Here is a 17266-nt window from a genome sequence, read left to right as displayed (position 1 = left end):
CTCAAATCCCGTCAGGCTCTTTCTTGCAGCTTATGGCTTGCGGCTTGACGCTGCTTTTTCCACCCTGGCCCCGCCCGGTGTATCGGTGAAGCGTGATCCACCCTACGACCCTCAAGCCCCGCCAAGCTTTTTTCTTGCAGCTTATGGCTTGCAGCTTGCAGCTGCTTTCTCAGACCTTGATGAAATGCTCGCGGTAGTGCCGCAATTCGGCGATGGAGTCGCGGATGTCGTCGAGGGCCAGGTGCGTGCCGCTCTTCTTGAAGCCTTCCATGATCTGCGGCGCCCAGCGTGCTGCGAGCTCCTTGAGCGTCGAGACGTCCAGGTTGCGGTAGTGGAAATAGGCTTCCAGCGCGGGCATCTGCCGATAGAGGAAGCGGCGATCCTGGCAGATGCTGTTGCCGCAGATCGGCGATTTGCCCTTGGGCACCCACTGCTCGAGAAACGTCAGGGTCAGTTCTTCCGCCTCGGCGGTCGAGATCAGGCTCTCGCGCACGCGCTGGGTCAGGCCGGAACCGCCGTGCTGGCGGGTGTTCCATTCGTCCATGCGGGCCAGCACCTCGTCGCTCTGGTGCACGGCGATGACCGGGCCCTCGGCCAGCACGTTGAGCTGGCTGTCGGTGACGATCGTGGCCATTTCGATGATGACGTCGTTGTCCGGATCCAGGCCGGTCATTTCCAGGTCGATCCAGATCAGATTCTGCGGGTTCTGCATGGCGGGCTCCTTGACTGTGGCGCGCAGTTTAGCCGCTTGCAGCGGAGCCGTCAGGTACCGTGCCGCCGGGATGCCAGACCAGCAGCCGCGAGTGCCGCCAGTCCTCCAGCGGCAGGACCTGCGCCGGCTCGACGCCCGGCACGGCGAAGCTGTTGCTGATCAGCAATGCGCCGGGGCGCATCTCCATTCGCGCCTTTTTCCACAGTGCCGGCATCGGTGCCGGCGAGAGGAAGCAGTAGACCACCTGGTAGTCGCCGAGATCGACACGCCACAGGCTGCACAGGCGGATACGGCAATTGGGCTGGCGCAGGCAGCGCAGCCAGGACAAGGCGAAGGGCAGCGGCGCGGTTTCCACTCCGACGAAGCGCGCCGCGGGATGCGCACGCGCCAGCCGCAGCAAGGTGCCGGCCAGTCCGCAACCCAGGTCGATGAAGCGAAAGTCCGCCGGCAGCGCCGCCAGCCGGGCCTGCAACTGCCGCTCGGCCTCGGCGCCGCTCAGATACAGCGGCACCCGTTCGGCGAAGGCATTCCAGTTGAGCAGCAGCAACAGGACGAACGCGCCGAGCGGCAGCCAGCCCGGCACGCTTTGCTCCTGCAGCAGGACCAGCCCCGGAACGAAGGCCAGGTTGATCGGCAGCCACCAGGACGAAAGCCCCAGGCGCTGGCCCAGCAATGCCGCGATACCCCCCTGCAACAGCGCCGCGCCCAGGAGCCCGAGCCGGACATCCAGCCGGGCGAGCGCCAGCAGCACCAGCCAGGTGAGCGCCACGGCCAGCAGCTGCGCCAGCAGCGCGCGCAGGATCGGTAGACGTGGATGTGCAATAGCGGGCATGGATGGCTGGAATCCGGCAGGGAGGCGCCAGTCTAACCATCAGCATCGCGCTGCGCCCAAAAAAGCCGAAAGCAGCGCTGGAAGGCTGGAGGCTGAACGGCAAGCGGACCGAGGCGCGCCGCCACAGCACTCTCAGAAGGATTGTCCGGCATCGGGGCAAGCCCTGCTTAAGCGAACAGCATGACGTTTTCGTCCAGCTTTCCAGCCTCCAGCGCTTGTCATCGAATGGCCGTTGCGCAATAACGCCACCGCGCGCTCGCCTGCCGGCGCACGCACCAGACAGGCCGCCGCGCCGGGGCATGCTAGACTCGCCGACCATCATCACCTGAAGCCCGCATTCATGGCCAAACGCCAACTCAACCGCCGGCAGAGCTGGCGCATCGAGAAGATCCAGGAAGAGCGCGCGGCCCGCGCCGCGCGGCGTGAGTCCCGCGCCCTCGAAGAACTCGAAGGCGGCGACCTCGGTCCCGAGCAGACCGGTCTGGTCATCGCGCATTTCGGCGTACAGGTCGAAGTCGAAGCGCTGGAGGGCGAGCAGGCCGGACAGGTGTTTCGCTGCCACCTGCGCGCCAACCTGCCGGCGCTGGTCACCGGCGATCGCGTGGTCTGGCGCCCCGGCAACCAGGGCATCGGCGTCATCGTCGCGCAGTTGCCGCGGCATTCGGAACTCTGTCGCCCGGACATGCGCGGCCAGCTCAAGCCGGTGGCGGCGAACGTCGATCTGATCGTGATCGTCTTCGCACCACTGCCCGAGCCGCACGCCAACCTGATCGACCGCTATCTGATCGCCGCCGAACATGCCGGCATCGCCCCGCTGCTGCTGCTGAACAAGGCGGACCTGATCGACGCGCACAACGAGGCGTCGCTCAACCGTCTGCTGGAGGTCTACCGCCAACTGGGTTATCCGCTGCTGGAAGTCTCGGCCCATGGCGGCAGCGGCATGGACGCATTGAAGGCCCGCCTCGACGGCCATGTCAGCGTCTTCGTCGGGCAGTCCGGGGTGGGCAAGTCCTCGCTGGTCAACAGCCTGCTGCCCGGCGTCGATACACGGGTCGGCGCACTATCGGAAATGACCGGCAAGGGCACCCACACCACCACCACCGCGCGGCTGTTCCACTTCCCCGGCGGCGGCGAGCTGGTCGATTCGCCCGGCATCCGCGAATTCGGCCTCGGCCATGTCAGCCGTGCCGACGTGGAGGCCGGCTTCATCGAGTTCCGGGACCTGCTCGGGCATTGCCGTTTCCGTGACTGCAAGCACGACCGCGAGCCCGGCTGCGCGCTGTTGAAGGCACTGGAAGAGGGCCGCATTCAGCCGCAGCGCATGGCCAGTTACCGACACATTCTCAGCAGCCTGGCGGAACCGGATTACTGAGTTCGCAACACCCGGCTCAAGGTGCGTCCGGCTGGCTGAAATCCAGCACCCCATCCTCGAAGATGTTCAAGCGTTCGCGCAGTTGCGGAGGCTGCAACGGTTCGTCGGCAGCCTCCGGCACGGCACCTGACGCCGGCTCGGCCACGCCGCCCGCCTCCGCGCTACTGGCATCGGACTGCTCACCCTCGATGGAGCGCTGCGCCTTCTTGGTCAGGACCAGGATGTCGATGCGCCGGTTGACCGGGTTGACCGGGTCCTCCCGATCGAACAGCGCGGATGAGGCGTAGCCCACCACGCGGGCGATCTGCTCCTCTGGATAGCCGCCGCCCACCAGGGTGCGGCGGGCGGCATTGGCGCGGCTGGCCGAGAGCTCCCAGTTGCCGAAGTCGCTGCGCCCCGAATACGGCTTGGCATCGGTGTGGCCACTGATGCTGATCTTGTTCGGCACCGCGGCGATGGTATCGACCAGGGCCAGCAGGATGTCCTCGAAATAGGGCTGCAGCTGGGCGCTGCCGAGGGCGAACATCGGCCGGTTCTCGGCATCCATGATCTGGATGCGCAGGCCGTCCTGGGTGATCTCGAAGAGGATCTGGTCCTTGAAGCGCTGCAGCTCCGGATTCTCGTCGACCTTGTTCTGCAGCTCCTGCAGCACCAGGTCGAGGCGTTCGCGCTCCAGTTGCTCGGCGAAGATTTCCGTCTGCTCGGCATCGACCTTGGCATCGCTCTGCGCCGGATCGAGTTCCGGGTTGAGGGTACGGTCCGGCGACGGCGTCGGCGTACCGCCGAGGTCGATGACGTGCGGGCTGGCGCTTTCGGTGAAGCCGATCGGGTCCTGGAAATAGCCGGAAATGGCGCGCTTCTGTTCCGGGGTCGCGGCACTCATCAGCCACATCACCAGGAAGAACGCCATCATCGCCGTGGCGAAGTCGGCGAAGGCGATCTTCCAGGCACCGCCATGATGCCCCCCAGCAGTCTTCCTGACCCGCTTGACGATGATCGGTTGATTGTTGTCCATCAGCTACCACGCATGGCTTGCTCGAGCTCGGAGAAACTCGGCCGATGCGCCGGGTACAGTACCTTGCGGCCGAACTCCACGGCCAGCGTCGGCGGCATGCCCGAGGCCGATGCCACCAGCGTCGCCTTGATCGCCTCGTAGAGGTTCAGCTCTTCCTTGGCGTCATGCTCCAGGGAGGCCGCCAGCGGACCGAAGAAGCCATAGGACGCGATAATGCCGAGGAAGGTCCCCACCAGCGCCGTCGCTACCTTTTCGCCGACCTCGGCATTGTTGGCATCGGCCAGCATGGACATGGTGATGACGATGCCGAGCACCGCGGCGACGATACCCATCGCCGGCAGGCCATCGGCGACCTTCGACATCGCATGGGACGGATGCTCGAGCTCCTCCCTCAGGCTGGCCAGTTCCATGTCGAACAGCCCCTCCAGCTCGTGCGGCGCCATGTTGCCGGAGGACATGATGCGCAGGTAATCGCAGATGAAGGCCGTCATCCGCTCGTCCTGCAGCACGCCGGGATACTTGCTGAACAGCGGGCTGGCGGCCGGGTCCTCGAGGTCCGCCTCGATGGCCATCATGCCTTCGCGGCGGCTCTTGTTGAGAATGGCGTAGAGCAGGCCGAGCACTTCCAGATAATAGGTATGGGTGAAGCGCGTGCTGAACATCTTCAGCGACTTCTTGAACACCAGCAGGGTGGTGCTCGCCGGGTTCGCCTGTAGAAAGCCACCCAGCGCCGCGCCGCCGATGATCATGACCTCGAAGGGATGAATGAGCGCGCCGATCTTGCCACCGGACAGCACGAAGCCGCCCAGTACGCTGGCGAACACGACGATGATGCCAATGATCTTTACCATAGAGCTACGTCTGGAACCTGGTCACGAGTCATCGCGGCACGGAGCGACGAACGTGCCCGCGCGACGACATGGCGAAAGGGATTGGAAGAATTGTTCTGGTTATCGGAACTTTTGCGCCAGACTAAAGGCCATCCCGACGAAAAGCTAGTTCGGCCATGACCACGACATCCCCGCTACCACGAACATTATCCGCCTGGATCAAGGCGCTCGACGACGTCCGCCTGCCCGCCTTCGCCGAAGTCCATGGCAAGGTGCGCCTGGCATTGCGCGACAGCGGCCTGTCGATGCGCCAGATCGCCGAGATCATCCAGGCCAGCCCGGTCCTGGCCCTGCGCTTCATCCAGGAAGCCAACCGCGGCATCGGCGACGGCCAGCCCGCGGAAAGCCTGGAAGTGGCGCTCAGCCGCATCGGCCTGCAACGTGCGGAAACACTTCTGAGCCGCATCCCGGCCACCGAGACCCGCGATATCCCCGTGCCGCTGCGGCAGATGGTGCTGATCAGCCGCCACGCCAGCCAGCAGGCCAACGGCCTGTTCGGCGCCCGCCTCGCACGCCTGCAGCAGGACATCCACTGGGGCAGCCTGCTGTTCCTCACGCCGGCCTGGGCGCTGATCTGCGCCTATCCACATCTGCTGGAAAGCTGGGAGCAGCGCGTGCTGGCCAAGGGCGAACCGGCCAGCCGCGTCGAACGCGAGTTGCTCGGCGTGCCATTGCTGGAGTTGTGCCTGAAACTGGCCGAGCACTGGCGCCTGCCGGATTGGATCATCCAGGGCTATCGCCTGCTCGGTGGCAATCGGCGCATGCTGATCAAGGCCCTGCACATCGCCCGTGACAACGAGCATCCCCTGCACCAGCAGCAACTGATCGACGCCGACCCCGAACTGCGCCGCTGGCTGACGCAGCCGAACAATACCATCGTCCTGGCCAACGGCCTGGCGCTGTCCTCGCATCACAGCTGGAGCGGCGTGCACAGCCTGCGCTGGCAGCGCCTGGCGGGGCTGTACCTACAGGTGCCGCTGGACGAACTGCAACAGCTGGTGCATCAACAGGCGGTTGCCAGCGCCCGCCAGTTCGGCCGCACCGATCTCTGGCATCCCGCCCAGGGCCTGCTGTGGCCGACGGGCAGCCGCTTCCAGATCCTGCGCGAGCCCCCCGCGCCCAGCGCCCAGGACCTCGCCGCGTGGCGCGCGCACTGCCGCCAGCTGCTCGCCGAGCCGACGCCGTTCAGCAACGTGTTGCAACTCACCGCCACCGCCAGCCAGGCCTTCGCCTGCGGCGGCATGCAGCGCGTGCTGGTGATGCTGGTCGATCGCAAGCAGAACCGTCTGGTTGCCCAGCAGTGCATCGGCCTCGCCGGCGATGCCGCACGCCTGACGCTGACGGCGGAACAGAGCCAGGTCCTGCGCCGGCTGCTGGAAAAACCCGCGCAGCTACGTCTGCAGCCGACCAACGTGGCCCAGTTTTCCGCGCTGTTGCCTGGCAGGCTGAAGGCGCTGTTCGCCGGCAAACATCTGCTGCTGCGCTCGCTGGGCATCGACGGCCGCGTGCTGATGCTGGTGATTGCCGATCAGGGCGGAGCCGCTTTCACCGAGACCACGCTGCAAACGTTCGCCAAGACCGCCCAGTGCCTCGAACGTGCACTAGGCAACTTCAGCCGGCGCGAGCGCTAGTGTAGGGTGGGCTTCAGCCCACCAAGGTCGCCCATCGTTGGTGGGCTGAAGCGGAGCGCCGCCCGGCCCACCCTAGGGTGCTTACCCTTTCTGGCGCGCGGGCAGGCGCTAGGGGTACCAAAGGCCAATCCGCGCTCATCCACCGGACGCGTGGGCAAGGCTTCGCCGTTGCCCACCCTACGCTTGCCCATCGATTGCGGCGAAACGCCGACAGACCCTGTGCCTTTTTTTCGCTAGACTTCGCCCCTTGAATGACCTGTCGAGGCCTGCCGTGTCCGCCTTTTCCAACCTGCCGCTGGTGATCGAGCCCGCCGACCTGGCGGCGCGCCTGGATGCACCCGAACTGATCCTGGTCGATCTGACCAGCGCCGCCCGCTACGCCGAAGGGCATCTGCCCGGCGCCCGTTTCGTCGACCCCAAGCAGACCCAGCGGGGCCAGCCGCCGGCGCCCGGGCTGCTTCCCGAGCTGGCGCAGCTGCAGGCGCTGTTCGGCGCCCTGGGCCATCGTCCCGAAGCGGTCTACGCGGTCTATGACGACGAAGGCGGCGGCTGGGCCGGGCGCTTCATCTGGCTGCTCGACGTGATCGGCCACCACCGCTACCACTACCTCGACGGCGGCCTGCACGCCTGGCTGGCCGAACAGCGGCCGCTGACCCGGCAGGTGCCGAGCGCCGGCACCGGGCCGGTCGAGCTGCAACTGGACGACGCGCCCACGGCGACCCGCGAGCACATCGAAAGCCGCCTCGGTGCCGATGACCTGGTGATCTGGGATGCACGTTCCCCCGCCGAGTACCGTGGCGAAAAGCGCTTCTCAGCCCGCGGCGGGCACATCCCCGGGGCGATCAATTTCGAGTGGACCGCCGCCATGGACCCCACGCGCGCGCTGCGCATCCGCGAGGACATCGCCGAGCGGCTGCAGGCGCTCGGCATCGTGCCGGAGAAGGAAATCATCACCCACTGCCAGACCCACCACCGTTCTGGCCTTACCTACCTGCTGGCAAAGGCCCTGGGCTATCCCCGGGTCAAGGCCTACGCCGGCTCCTGGAGCGAATGGGGCAATCTGCCCGACACGCCGGTCCAGCCATGAAAAGGTCATCCATGAAAGATCGTCTGTTCGTCATCGGCCAGTACCTGCTGCCGCACCACCTCGTCTCGCGCCTGGCCGGCTGCCTGGCCGAATGCCGCCTGCCCTGGGTGAAGAACACCTTCATCAAGTGGTTCGTCCGGCATTTCCAGGTCGACATGCGCGAAGCGCTGACGCAAGAGCCGACCGCCTACGAGCACTTCAACGCCTTCTTCACCCGCGCGCTGAAGGACGGCGCCCGCCCGCTGGCTTCGAGGCCCGGCGCGATCCTCAATCCCTGCGACGGCGCCATCAGCCAGCTCGGCAGGATCGAACAGGGCCGCATCTTCCAGGCCAAGGGTCACAGCTACAGCGCGATGGAACTGCTCGGCGGCGATCACGAGCGCGCCGCGCCGTTCATGGGTGGCGCCTTCGCCACCGTCTACCTCTCGCCCAAGGACTATCACCGCGTGCACATGCCGGTCAGCGGTACGCTGCGCGAGATGGTCTACGTGCCGGGGCGGATCTTCTCGGTCAATACCGTGACGGCCCAGGGCGTGCCGGAGCTGTTCGCCCGCAACGAGCGGGTGGTCTGCCTGTTCGATACCGAACATGGCCCGATGGCCATGGTGCTGGTCGGCGCGATGATCGTCGCCAGCATCGAGACCGTCTGGGCCGGGCTGGTAACGCCACCCAAGCGCAGCCTGAAGACCTTCCGCTATGACGAGGCCGCCCGTGCGCCCATCCAGTTGGAAAAGGGCGCCGAGATGGGCCGCTTCAAGCTGGGCTCCACCGTCATCCTGCTGTTCGGCCCCGACCAGGTTCGCTGGGCCGAAGAGCTGGGCCCGCTGAGCCCGGTGTGCATGGGCGAGGCGCTGGGTCAGGCGCAGGAGAATTCAGCACCGATCTAACGACATAGGCGGGCCGCGACAGCGATCACATTCACAAGGCCATTCGGTAGCCGATCGCTGCCGAATATCGGGTAATATCATCGAGCCATTATTCAGCCCTGCCCAGCGAGGCAGATATTGATAGAGTTCGCATTACCCATGCCTTGAACCGCGCGGAGCCGCCCGTTTTGGATAGACAGAGCCATCATCTGCTGCTGCGTGTACCCGCGCCGACCCGGCAGGCCCTGTCCTTCTGCGAAGCCAGCGTACGCGGCGTGACCACCTGGCTCGCCGGCCTGCCGAAGGCCAACCTCGGCGAAACCGCGCGCCAGCTCTACCAGGCGCTGATCGAACTCAACCAGCTGCGCCTGCCGTCGGAAACGCGGCTGCAATTGCTGGAGCTGCTGCGCCCGGACGTGCACTTCGTCTGCCAGCACCTGGAAAAGCACTACCTCAACCAGCCCATCGTGCTCGGCGAGCGGCCGCGCAAGGTCGCCGGGCTCTGCCAGGCGCTGCAGAACCATCTCGCCGTCGGCTACAAGCTGATCGTCGTACGCGCGCTGTCCCAGCCTGGCCGCAACCGTCAGCAACTGCTCACCCTCGCCCTGCAACGCGCCATCCACAGCCTGGGTTCGCTGCAGCTGCGCTCGACGCAGCTCTACGGCCCGGCCCCGGAGGGGTTGTGGCTGGAACTGCACCAGCTCTACCAACTGGCCGTCGAGCAGAGCTCGGAACGCCTTCTGGTGCGCGACCCGCTTGCCCGCCATGCCCAGGGGCTGAGCGCCGAGCAGTCTTATCTGGCCGCCTTGCTGCTGGGCTGCGCACGCTGCAACCAGATGCGCCAGCAGAGCATCGCCAGGCTGGCGGCGGCCCTGGAAGCCTGGAGCGCCCTGGTCAACCTGCAGCCGGCGACGGCGACGGGCAGCCTGTTCTTCTTCTCGCCGCAGATCGACGGGCCGCCGCGCTACCGCTCGCTGTTCGCCGACAAGGACCCGCAACGACTGCTGGGCATCGACCCGCGCCCGCTGGTCGAGAGGATCGAGGAACATCTGCGCCTGGCGGCCGACAACCGTGAGCTGACCCGTCTGCCGGCTGCCAAGGGGCTGGACGACGACCTGCTGCGCCACCTCAGCTCGGCCTGGGGCGACATCTCCGAGCGCAGCTTCCAGCGCATCCCGGCACAGGGCAGCCTGACCCTGTGCATCGGCATGACGGCCGTGCACTACCATCTGGCCGGGCAGCGGCCATTCAACGAAGTCCTCGAGCTGCCGCAATCTTCCAATTGTGCGGTGTTCAAGCTGCACAACGGCGCACCCGACATCTGGGCCAACGCCTTCGATGCGCAGAGCGGCAGCGCCGAGCCCCGGCTCGTGCACGACCACATCGAGTTCGTCCGACCCAGACTGCAGCGGGCGGAGGCAGCCACCAGCCGACCGAAGATCGAGATCGGGACCGCGGCCGCATCCAGCCCCAGCGAGAGCCATCCGCTGTTCGACGTCCAGTTGGTCGACCACAGCCCCGGCGGTTATTGCCTGGCCTGGCCCGGCGAGGTGCCCGCCCAGTTGCAGGCAGGCGAGCTGCTCGGCCTGCGCGACGGCAGCGCCAAGACCTGGAGCGTCGCCGTGGTGCGCTGGATCCGCCAGATGCGCGGCGGCGGCATGCAGATGGGCGTCGAACTGATCGCGCCACGGGCGCAACCCTGTGGCCTGCGACTGCTGCGCAAGGTCGACCAGGGCAGCGAATACCTGCGCGCCCTGCTGCTGCCGGCGATCGACGCCATTTCGCAACCGGCGATGCTGATCGCGCCGCGCCTGCCGTTCCAGGAAGGCCACAAGGTGCAGATCAACCGGAATGGCGAGCAGCAGCGCGCCGTTCTCAGCCGGCGCCGTGCGCATATCGGCAACTACAACCAGTTCGAATATCGCTCGCTCGGAGAGCTGCCGCGCGAGCGAGAGACGCCTGTCACAGCCTGGGGAAACCACACGGCGAGTGGGGATGAAGATTTTGACTCACTCTGGAAGTCGCTGTAGATTGCCGACTCTGCATTCTTGCCTGCCCGCGCCCATTTGGCGCGCTCTTAAGCTGTCGCCATGGCCCTGCAAAAGAAAACCATCCGCCTGCTGATTCTTGAAGACTCGCAGAACGAAGCCGAGCGCCTGGTGAGTCTGTTCCGCAATGCCGGGCAGGCCACCCGGGTGCATCGACTCACCTCCAGCGACGACCTGGCCGAGGCTCTGAAACAGACCTGGGACCTGCTGATCAGCGCGCCGCACAGCGAGAACCTCGAGCCCAGCGAAGTCATCAGAGCCATTCGCCAGCAGGCCAAGGACATCCCGGTCATCCAGCTCACCGTGGGCAACGACGCCGAAGGCATCACCGAGGCGCTGATGCTCGGCGCCCAGGATGCGCTGCCGCAAGGCGAGGACGAGTGGCTGATCCTGGTCGCCAATCGCGAGCTGGCCAACCTCGAGGAGCGCCGTGCACGCCGCTCGGCCGAAGTCGCCTTGCGCGAGGCCGAGAAGCGCTGCCAGCTGCTGCTCGACAGTTCGGTCGACGCCATCGCCTACGTCCACGACGGCATGCACATCTATGCCAACCGCGCCTATCTCGAGATGTTCGGCTATGCAGACGTCGAAGACCTCGAAGGCATGCCGATGATCGACCTGATCGGCACCGCCGACCAGTCCGGTTTCAAGACATTCCTGAAGAACTACCAGACCCTCGAAGGCAACGCCGAACTGGCCTGCGCCGGCGTCCGCGCCGACGGCGAAACCCTCAAGACGCGCATGCACTTCTCGCCGGCCGCCTATGACGGCGAGCCCTGCATCCAGGTGGTGATCCGCGCCGAGCACGACAGCGCCGAACTGCAGAAGCTGCGCGAGATCAGCAGCCAGGACCCGGTGACCGGCCTGCTCAATCGCAACTGTTTCCTCGAAGTGATGGACAGCGCCGTCGAGCGCGCGGTCAACGCCGGACAGAGCGCCAGCCTCGCCTATATCCGCGTCGACCGCTTCGCCGCGCTGCAGGCGGATATCGGCCTGGCCGATTCGGACCAGTTGCTCGAGCAACTGGCCAGGCTGCTGCGCGCGCACTTTCCGGCCGACACGCAGCTGGCGCGTTTCGCCGACGACGTCTTCACCGCCCTGCAGCCCGGCGTGACGCCGCAGCAGGCCGAGCCGGAACTGCGCAAGCTGCTCGGCAAGGTCGAGGGCCATCTGCTCGATATCGGCGGGCGCACCGTGCAGGCCACCTTCAGCATCGGCGTCGCCGCCCTCGACGAGAAGACGGCCAAGGCCCAGGACGCCATCGAGCGCGCGCACCGCTGCGCTGACGACCTCGGCGACGGCAATGCGCTGAAGCTCTACAACCCCGCCGACGAACTGGCCGCCGCCGCCAATCGCGGCAGCATCGTCGCCATGCTGCAGCAGGCACTGGAAAAGAACAGTTTCCGCCTGCTGTTCCAGCCGATCATCAGCCTGCGCGGCGACAGTTTCGAACACTACGAAGTGCTGTTGCGCCTGCTCGATCCGCAGGGGGCGGAAGTCCCCCCGGCCGAATTCCTCGGCACCGCCAGCGATGTCGGCCTGGCGACCAAGATCGACCGTTGGGTGATCCTCAACTCCATCAAGCTGCTCGCCGAGCATCGCGCCAAGGGCCATAGCACCCGCCTGTTCCTGCACCTGTCCGCCGCCAGCCTGCAGGACCCGAGCCTGCTGCCCTGGCTCGGCGTGGTGCTGAAGGCGTCTCGCCTGCCCGGCGACTCGCTGGTGTTCGAATTCAGCGAGCCCGACGCGGTGGCCTATCTCAAGCCCGCCAAGGCACTGGCGCAAGGACTGGGCAGCCTCGGCTGCCACGTCGCCCTGGCCAAGTTCGGCTGCGTGCTCAACCCGTTCAACACCCTCAGGCATCTGAACGCCGAGTTCGTCAAAGTCGACGGATCCTATACGCAGGACCTGACCCGCCAGGAAAACCAAGAAGCGCTCAAGACGCTGCTCGCCGAGCTGCATGGGCAGCACAGGCAGAGCATCGTGCCCTTCGTCGAGAGCGCCACGGTGCTCGCCACGCTCTGGCAGGCCGGCGTCAGCTACATCCAGGGGTATTACCTGCAAGGCCCCAGCCAGTCGATGGACTACGATTTTTCCTCCGACGAGGAGTGAAGCCTTCGCTTCCCGCCGCGCCGAACGCCTCCCGCCTTCGCTCCGATCCCTGCACCGCTTGATCGAGATCACGCCACGGTCACGACGCTGGACTAGAGTGTCCGGACGCCTTTCAATTTCCCAGAGGAACCGCATCATGGCCATGATGAAAGCCGCCGTGTTCGTCGAACCGGGCCGCATCGAGCTGCAGGATAAGCCGATCCCCGAGATCGGCCCTAACGACGCCCTGCTGCGCATCACCACCACCACCATCTGCGGCACCGACGTGCACATCCTCAAGGGCGAATATCCGGTGGCCCCGGGCCTGACCATCGGCCACGAGCCGGTGGGCATCATCGAGAAGCTCGGCAGCAACGTGAAGGGCTACCAGGAAGGCCAGCGCGTGATCGCCGGCGCCATCTGCCCGAGCTTCACCTCCTACGCCTGCCAGGACGGCCTCGCCTCGCAGGATGGCGGCTGCGCCTGCCACGGCTACAAGCCCATGGGCGGCTGGCGCTTCGGCAATACCATCGACGGCACCCAGGCCGAATACGTGCTGGTGCCCGACGCCCAGGCCAACCTGGCACCGGTGCCGGACGGCCTGAGCGACGAGCAGGTGCTGATGTGCCCGGACATCATGTCCACCGGCTTCGCCGGGGCCGAGGCCGCCAACATCAAGATCGGCGACATCGTGGTGATCTTCGCCCAGGGGCCGATCGGCCTCTGCGCCACTGCCGGTGCCAAGCTGCGCGGCGCCGGCACCATCATCGCGGTGGACGGCGTCGACGCCCGGCTGGACATCGCCCGGCAGATGGGTGCCGACGTCACCCTGAATTTCAGGAACGTGGACGTGGTCGAGGAAGTGCTCAAGCTCACCGGCGGACGCGGCGCGGACGCCTCGATCGAGGCGCTGGGGCTGCAGTCGACCTTCGAAAGTGCATTACGGGTGCTCAAGCCAGGCGGCACGCTGTCCAGCCTGGGCGTCTACTCCAGCGACCTGACCATCCCGCTGGGCGCCTTCCACGCCGGCCTCGGCGACAACAAGATCGTCACCTCGCTGTGCCCCGGCGGCAAGGAGCGCATGCGTCGCCTGCTCAACGTGGTGGCCTCCGGGCGCGTCGACCTCGGCCCGCTGGTCACCCACCAGTACGCGTTGAGCGACATCACCGATGCCTACGACCTGTTCGCCAACCAGCGCGATGGCGTACTGAAGGTGGCGATAAAACCCTGATGGCAGCGGCAAGCTTCAAGCGGCAAGCTTCAAGAAAAGCAAAGCCCCGGGCCGATGCCGCCCCGGGGCCTTTACTTGCCGCTTGAAGCTTGTGGCTTGCAGCTGTCCCTATTCCGTCCCATCCCGGTCCCTGAAGCCCAGCAGATAGAGAATGCCGTCCAGCCCCAGGGTGGAGATGGCCTGCTTGGCCGATTGCTTGACCAGCGGCTTGGCGCGAAAGGCAACACCCAGCCCGGCCAGGCCGAGCATCGGCAGGTCGTTGGCGCCGTCGCCGACGGCGATGGTCTGCTCCAGGCACAGACCTTCCTGCTGCGCCAGCTGGCGCAGCAGGTCGGCCTTGCGCTGCGCATCGACGATGGGCTCGACGGCCACGCCGGTCACCTTGCCATGTTCGATCTGCAGCTCGTTGGCGAACACGTAGTCGATGCCCAGCTTGGCCTGCAACTGCTTGGCGAAATAGCTGAAGCCCCCGGAAAGAATCGCCGTCTTGTAGCCCAGCCGCTTGAGCTCGGCGAACAGCACTTCGGCGCCTTCGGTCAGCCGCAGGCTGGACCCGATGTCCGCCAGCACGTCTTCGGAAAGCCCTTCCAGCAGCGCCAGACGCTCCTTGAAGCTGGCGCGAAAATCCAGCTCGCCGCGCATCGCGCGCTCGGTGATCGCCGAGACCTGCTCGCCGACGCCAGCCGCCTTGGCCAACTCGTCGATGACCTCGGCCTCGATCAGCGTCGAATCCATGTCGAACACCGCCAGGCGGCGGTTGCGCCGATAGACCGAATCGCGCTGGAAGGCGATGTCGACGTTCAGCTCCTGCGCCACGCTGAGAAATTCCGCCCGCAGCGCCGCGGTGTCCGCCGGCTCGCCGCGCACCGAGAACTCGATGCAGCCCTTGCCCTGTTCCTCGGGCATGTCCAGTGGCATGCGCCCGGAAAGACGGTCGATGTGATCGATGTTCAGCCCATACTTGGCCGTGATCGAACTGACGCGTTGCAACTGCTCGGCGGTGACCTTGCGCGTCAGCAGCGTGACGATATGGCGGGCCTTGCCCTGCCCGGCCACCCAGTGCTGGTAATCGACCTCGGAAACCGGCGTGAAGCGGACCTGCTGATCATGCTTGTAGCCCATGAACAACACGTCCTTGAGCACCGACGATGCGCGCTCGTTATCCGGAATCTCGATCAGGATGCCGAACGACAGGGTGTCGTGGATCACCGCCTGGCCGATATCGAGAATGTTCACGCCACCCTGGGCGAGCACGCCGGTGATGGCTGCCGTCAGTCCCGGGCGATCTTCCCCGGTAATGTTGATCAGGACGATTTCGCGCAAGGCGCAGCTCCCATGACAGGCAATGAAGGCCGGCATTCTACCTCAACCCGCAGGCGCCGCTCGAAGCTTGAAAAAGTAGGGTGGGCCGCCCGGCCCACCCAATGCTTGACGCCTGAAAGAACGATTTCGACTTTTCGTCAGCTCGGGGCAGGAGACCTTCAGCGCCTCCTGCGCTTTCCGTATACTGCTCGGCAATTTCCCGTCGAGAAGAGCCGCGCTCTGTGAACCGGCCCGCATCCGTAAAGCCTGACAATTTCTTCCTGATGATCTGTCGCGCACTGCGCCAGCACCGTGTGCCGCTGGTGCTGCGCATTGCCAGCCATACGCTGTTGCTGGTGGCCCTGGCGCTGGTCATCTATGCGTGGGTGATCGGCATGCAGTTCAAGCATGCCATGGAACAGCAGGCCGATGCCCTCGGCCAGAGCCTGGTGACCCAGACCGCCGCGTCGGCCACCGACCTGCTGGTGGCCAACGACATCCTCAGCCTCAACGTGCTGCTGAGCAATCTGGTGAAGAACCCGCTGGTCGCCCACGCCGCGATCTACAGCGTGGACAACCGCGTGCTCGCCGAATCCGGCTCGCGTCCGCAGCAGGGCCTGCTCGGCGACGACAGTGGGCTCTACTCGACCCCGATCAGCTTCCAGGAAGTAATCGCCGGGCACCTGCGCGTCAACCTGGACATGCGGCAGTTCCAGCAGCCGATGACCATCAGCCTGCAGAGCATGGGACTGCTCAGCCTGATCCTGCTGGCATTGGCGCTGACGCTGAGCATGCGCCTGGGCCGGCAGCTGTCGACGCCGCTGATGCAGTTGCGCCTGTGGCTGCGCGACCCGGACGACCCGGCCCCCGGCGCCGGGCGCCAGGACGAGATCGGCGACCTGGCGCGTCAGCTGCAGGCGCGCCTGGTGCCGGAAAAGCCCGAACCGGAGCTGGACCTCAGCGACGCCCTGGACGAGGACGACTTCGACGAGGACGAGGACGGCACCGTCGGCGAACGCCAGCCCGAGCCGCGGTTCGAGCGTTTCGATATCGACCTGGACGACGACCCTGACACTCCCTTCGCCCCTCCTTCAGCACCGGCTGCGGTAGCCCTCTCGACGGCGGCGCCACGCCCGACGCGCAGTGCCGTGCTGGCGATTCAACTGGGCGCCCAGGATCAGCTGCGGCGCTTGTCCCGGACGCGCCTGACCGAGCTGCTACAACGCTACCGCGACTGCCTGCAGCAGGCAGCCATGCTCTACCAGGCCGAGCTGCACACGCTCAACGACGGCAGCAGCCTGATGTTGTTCCATAGCCAGGACGACGAGCAGAATTACCTGACCCACGCGATCTGCTGTGGCGAACTGATGCGCGCCCTCGGCCACGCGCTGCAGATCGAGGTCGCCGACAGCGGCATCACCCTGCAGCTGCAACTGGGCCTTACCCTGGGTAAAGGATTGTTCGATCTCAGCCAGGGCGACCTGCTGCTCAGCCAGCCGGCCCAGGCCGCGCTGGCCCTGTCGCTGCACAGCCGCAACCTGCTGCTGGTGGAGCGCAGCATCAGCGAGGATCGACTGATCCAGCAACGCGCACGCATCCGCCCGATCGCCAGCCCGGAGGGCACCTGCTGCGTCGAGCGCCTGCTGGAGCCCTACCCTTCGCTGCTCGAACGCCAGCTGGCGCGCATGCACGAGCTGCGCAATCGCATTAGCTGACGCAGGGCGGGTTGCAACCCGCCGAACCTGCCAGGGCTGAGGGCTGCAGTGCATTCGGTGCGCGAAGCGCACCCTACATGGCGCCCCGTTTGTGCCGGATCGCCAGCAAGCTGGCTCCTACAAGGGCAAGGCATGTCTGATGGGTCATCCGTAGGAGCGAGCCAAGCGTGCGAACCACCGGGCCGCCTACAGGTTCGGTGAGTGCCGGCTGCCTTGACGTTCCCGACAGGCTTGCGGCATTCACCACAGCCCGTAGGGTGGGCTTCAGCCCACCAGCGACAGTCAGAGTGGGCTAAAGCGGATCGCCGCCCGGCCCACCTTACAAGGTTCCTAGCCCTCCCGGATCGGATCGCCAGCAAGCTGGCCCCTACAAAGCAAGGCATGCTCGGGGGCCGTCTGTAGGAGCGAGCCATGCTCGCGAACCACCGAGCCGCCTACAGGTTCGGTGAGTGCCGGCTGCCTTGACGTTCCCGACAG

Annotated in this window: 13 protein-coding genes; 8 read left to right on the top strand and 5 right to left on the bottom strand. The window is 66.2% G+C overall.

What is annotated here, in order from left to right:
* Positions 1-169: 169 nt before the first annotated feature.
* Positions 170-712, bottom strand: a complete 543-nt coding sequence (gene orn / locus IN820_RS22385) for an oligoribonuclease (protein WP_193683079.1) — start codon at positions 710-712, stop codon at positions 170-172.
* Between the two features lie 28 nt (positions 713-740).
* Positions 741-1544 (bottom strand): class I SAM-dependent methyltransferase, encoded by an 804-nt coding sequence (locus IN820_RS22380; RefSeq protein WP_193683078.1) that lies wholly within the window; start codon positions 1542-1544, stop codon positions 741-743.
* Between the two features lie 340 nt (positions 1545-1884).
* Between IN820_RS22380 and rsgA the strand changes: the two genes are divergently transcribed.
* Positions 1885-2916, top strand: a complete 1032-nt coding sequence (gene rsgA, locus IN820_RS22375; protein WP_193683077.1) for a small ribosomal subunit biogenesis GTPase RsgA — start codon at positions 1885-1887, stop codon at positions 2914-2916.
* A gap of 16 nt (positions 2917-2932) precedes the next feature.
* Here the strand turns inward: rsgA and motB are convergent, their stop codons facing one another.
* Positions 2933-3931 (bottom strand): flagellar motor protein MotB, encoded by a 999-nt coding sequence (motB, locus tag IN820_RS22370; protein WP_193683076.1) that lies wholly within the window; start codon positions 3929-3931, stop codon positions 2933-2935.
* Positions 3931-4782 carry a flagellar motor stator protein MotA gene (gene motA, locus IN820_RS22365; RefSeq protein ID WP_193683075.1) on the bottom strand — a complete coding sequence of 284 codons (852 nt, stop codon included), beginning with the start codon at positions 4780-4782 and terminating at the stop codon, positions 3931-3933. The genes motB and motA overlap by 1 nt, the downstream gene beginning before the upstream one ends.
* Before the next feature lie 155 nt (positions 4783-4937).
* Here motA and IN820_RS22360 point away from each other — a divergent pair, with 155 nt between their 5' ends.
* The 6 genes from IN820_RS22360 to IN820_RS22335 all read left to right on the top strand — a co-directional run bounded on the left by IN820_RS22360 (position 4938) and on the right by IN820_RS22335 (position 13772).
* Entirely contained in the window at positions 4938-6452 is a 1515-nt protein-coding gene (locus IN820_RS22360; RefSeq protein WP_193683074.1) for an HDOD domain-containing protein, read from the top strand.
* Positions 6453-6723: 271 nt separating this feature from the next.
* Entirely contained in the window at positions 6724-7539 is an 816-nt protein-coding gene (locus IN820_RS22355; protein ID WP_193683073.1) for a rhodanese-like domain-containing protein, read from the top strand.
* A gap of 11 nt (positions 7540-7550) precedes the next feature.
* Complete coding sequence (gene asd, locus IN820_RS22350) at positions 7551-8426, top strand: archaetidylserine decarboxylase (protein ID WP_193683072.1); 876 nt, start codon at positions 7551-7553, stop codon at positions 8424-8426.
* Between the two features lie 167 nt (positions 8427-8593).
* On the top strand, positions 8594-10435 hold the full coding sequence (locus IN820_RS22345; RefSeq protein WP_193683071.1) for a molecular chaperone: 1842 nt from the start codon (positions 8594-8596) through the stop codon (positions 10433-10435).
* Between the two features lie 60 nt (positions 10436-10495).
* Positions 10496-12562: a GGDEF/EAL domain-containing response regulator gene (locus IN820_RS22340; RefSeq protein WP_193683070.1), complete on the top strand. Its 2067-nt coding sequence runs from the start codon at positions 10496-10498 to the stop codon at positions 12560-12562.
* 133 nt (positions 12563-12695) lie between these two features.
* Positions 12696-13772, top strand: coding sequence for an NAD(P)-dependent alcohol dehydrogenase (locus tag IN820_RS22335; protein ID WP_193683082.1), 1077 nt, complete (start codon positions 12696-12698; stop codon positions 13770-13772).
* 108 nt (positions 13773-13880) lie between these two features.
* On the opposite strand, the gene serB is transcribed toward IN820_RS22335, so the two are convergent.
* Positions 13881-15095 carry a phosphoserine phosphatase SerB gene (gene serB, locus IN820_RS22330; RefSeq protein ID WP_207793741.1) on the bottom strand — a complete coding sequence of 405 codons (1215 nt, stop codon included), beginning with the start codon at positions 15093-15095 and terminating at the stop codon, positions 13881-13883.
* 221 nt (positions 15096-15316) lie between these two features.
* Here serB and IN820_RS22325 point away from each other — a divergent pair, with 221 nt between their 5' ends.
* Positions 15317-16789 (top strand): AhpA/YtjB family protein, encoded by a 1473-nt coding sequence (locus IN820_RS22325; RefSeq protein ID WP_193683068.1) that lies wholly within the window; start codon positions 15317-15319, stop codon positions 16787-16789.
* Positions 16790-17266: the final 477 nt, after the last annotated feature.

The sequence above is a fragment of the Pseudomonas lopnurensis genome, from assembly GCF_015070855.1.
Classification (GTDB): Bacteria; Pseudomonadota; Gammaproteobacteria; order Pseudomonadales; family Pseudomonadaceae; genus Stutzerimonas; species Stutzerimonas lopnurensis.
This window is presented reverse-complemented; position numbering and strand designations above follow the sequence as displayed.